This window comes from Gordonibacter pamelaeae 7-10-1-b (genome assembly GCF_000210055.1).
Lineage (GTDB): Bacteria > Actinomycetota > Coriobacteriia > Coriobacteriales > Eggerthellaceae > Gordonibacter > Gordonibacter pamelaeae.
Map to the genome: position 1 here is coordinate 453,745 of NC_021021.1, position 2,179 is coordinate 455,923.

The following is a 2,179-nucleotide window of genomic DNA, read 5'->3' on the forward strand; positions in this document are numbered from 1 at the left end:
CGGCTGCGAGCGTCTCGGGCGCGCCGTCGGAGTCCACTTCCATGCTGTTCTTCAGCAGGTTCACAGCAACGTCGGACACGCCTTCCACGCCGCGCGCCGCCTTCTCCACGTGCGCCGAGCACGCCGCGCACGTCATGCCGGTCACGTCGAACGTCTGCTTCAAGGCTTCCGCCTCCTAACTTGCGCGGCCCGTGCGGACCGCGTCGTCCGTCCTGGTTGTCTTCGCCGTCGAACGGGGCCGCGTGCTCCTGCGCCACGCGCATCGCACCGTTCGATCGGGCGCGAGCCCGCCTTGGCTCGCATGCCCGCGACGTCGGTTTTTCGTTCGCTCGCAAGCCCGCCCGATCCACCCGCTGAAAGCACCGCTTCCGCACAGGCAGCTTTCCCGATCACGAACGGATGTTTCACGTGAAACATCCGCCGTCGAATCGCTTGCGGCAATACGCGCTGCGGTGCGGTCAGCGCGAGAACTTCCTCATGAGCTGCATGACCTCGTCGACGACCTCCACGTTGCCGCGCTGTATCTGCTCGACCACGCATGTCTCCAAATGGTTCTGCAGAAGCTTGCTCGAGATGCTGCGCACGGCGCTCTCGGCCGCGGCCAGCTGCACGAGCACGTCGCCGCAGTAGCGGTTGTCGTCGAGCATGGCCTTCACCCCGCCCAGCTGCCCTATCACCCGGTTGAGGCGCTTTTGCAGGTCGGCCTGCAGCTCCTCGTCGCGGGGCGTTTCCTTGTGACGGCACGGGCACGCCGCCCCGTCGCGCGCGCCGCCCTCCGTCGCCCTCGCGCCGTCGTCGGTCGCGATCGCGCCGTCGTCGGTCGCGGTCGCCTTTTCATCCGTCAACGGGCCGTCGCTCGCCATGGCTCGTCCTCTCTGCTTGCCTTATACCCCTGTCGGGTATCTATCACGCGGTCAGTATATACCCCATGAGGGTATTGTCAAGAGACGTTGCCCGACAGTTTGTCAACATCGTGCAGGTTTTCGCTCCTCCTTGGCCCGGGTCGGTCCGTGCGAAACTGCATGAATGGTAGAATTGCCCGCTGAAACCGATAGAGGAGGAATTCCATGACCACCGTCTCGTCCGTGAAAGACGTGAGGAACAGCAAGATAAGCGTGCAGGTTGCCGTGATATCCATGCTGCTGGTGCCGGTGGCGGGCGTGAGCTGCCTGCTGTTCCCCGCCCTTGCCGAGGAGGCGCTGCCGTGGTACCTGGGCGTGCCGATGGTGGTCTCGGCCATCGGCAGCATCGTGGCCGTCGTGCGCGAGCGCGATGCGGGCGCGGGCCGCGAGAGCCTGGGGTCGGCCATCGTGCTGTGCGTCCTCGGCCTGGTCATCATCGTGCACGGGGCGAACTCCACCGTGTTCATCGGCATCGTATGGGGCCTTCTCGGCCTGCAGAAGGCCGCCCGCACGTTCGACGGCATCTTCTCCGACATCAGGCACAAGCGCCCCTTCGCCGTGGCGCTGGCGTTCTGCGTGCTGCAGTTCGTGCTGTCGGTGCTGCTCATACTGAACCCGTTCGCCAACATCGAGCACCATCTCATCGTGCTGGGCATCGAGCTCATCCTCTATCCCTTCAAGCTGCATCGCAAGCACGGCAAGCTGAAGATAGAGGCCGAGGCGTAGCGACGGGGGCAGGGCTGCGCGGGCGGCATCCGCGCAGCTGCAAGAGGCGTGCCGCACTGGAAAACGCGCGGCAGAAGCCCGTCTTGGAGGCGGTCCTGGCAGGCGGTTCCTAGAGCAGCTCGCCGCGCGTCGATATCGTGGCCACCGCGAACGGCACGTCTTTTCCGCTGCGCGCGAGCGCCGTCCGCGCCGCCTGCTCCAGCCCGCCGCAGCAGGGAACCTCCATGCGCGCGACCGTGACCGAGGCCACGTCGTTGGAGGCGAATATCTCGGCCAGCTTGTCCGCGTAGTCGACCGCGTCGAGCTTGGGGCAGCCGATGACCGTGATCTTGCCGTCCATGAGGCGACGGTGGAAGTCCGCATAGGCGAACGCCGTGCAGTCGGCCGCCACGAGCACGTGCGCGCCCGCGAAGTACGGCGCCTGAGCAGGCACGAGCTTGATCTCCACCGGCCACTGCGCCAACCGGGACCTCGGCGGAGCGTCCGGGGCTGCGGCGGCGGCAGAAGCGTCGGCCGCCGCCGACGCGGCAGGCGAGTCCTCTGCCGCGAAG

At 66.7% G+C, this 2,179-nt stretch carries 3 protein-coding genes and 1 pseudogene; 1 reads left to right on the forward strand and 3 read right to left on the reverse strand.

The window, feature by feature from the left end; all coding sequences use genetic code 11:
- Positions 1-145 (reverse strand): heavy-metal-associated domain-containing protein (locus GPA_RS20585; protein WP_269446297.1); only part of this gene is annotated, 145 nt, incomplete at its 3' end.
- A gap of 313 nt (positions 146-458) precedes the next feature.
- Positions 459-863 (reverse strand): metal-sensing transcriptional repressor, encoded by a 405-nt coding sequence (locus tag GPA_RS02110; protein WP_015538803.1) that lies wholly within the window; start codon positions 861-863, stop codon positions 459-461.
- Between the two features lie 204 nt (positions 864-1,067).
- On the opposite strand from GPA_RS02110, the gene GPA_RS02115 reads away from it, so the two are divergent.
- Positions 1,068-1,628 carry a DUF308 domain-containing protein gene (locus GPA_RS02115; protein ID WP_015538804.1) on the forward strand — a complete coding sequence of 187 codons (561 nt, stop codon included), beginning with the start codon at positions 1,068-1,070 and terminating at the stop codon, positions 1,626-1,628.
- A 109-nt stretch (positions 1,629-1,737) separates the two neighbouring features.
- On the opposite strand, the pseudogene GPA_RS02120 reads toward GPA_RS02115, so the two are convergent.
- A pseudogene (locus GPA_RS02120) lies at positions 1,738-2,179 on the reverse strand (ferredoxin); the annotation flags it as partial.

Bases quoted from the DNA above. Each gene is read 5' to 3' on its own strand.
- GPA_RS02115 (WP_015538804.1), top strand. From the start codon at position 1,068: ATGACCACCGTCTCGTCCGTGAAAGACGTGAGGAACAGCAAGATAAGC.
- GPA_RS02110 (WP_015538803.1), bottom strand. From the start codon at position 863: ATGGCGAGCGACGGCCCGTTGACGGATGAAAAGGCGACCGCGACCGAC.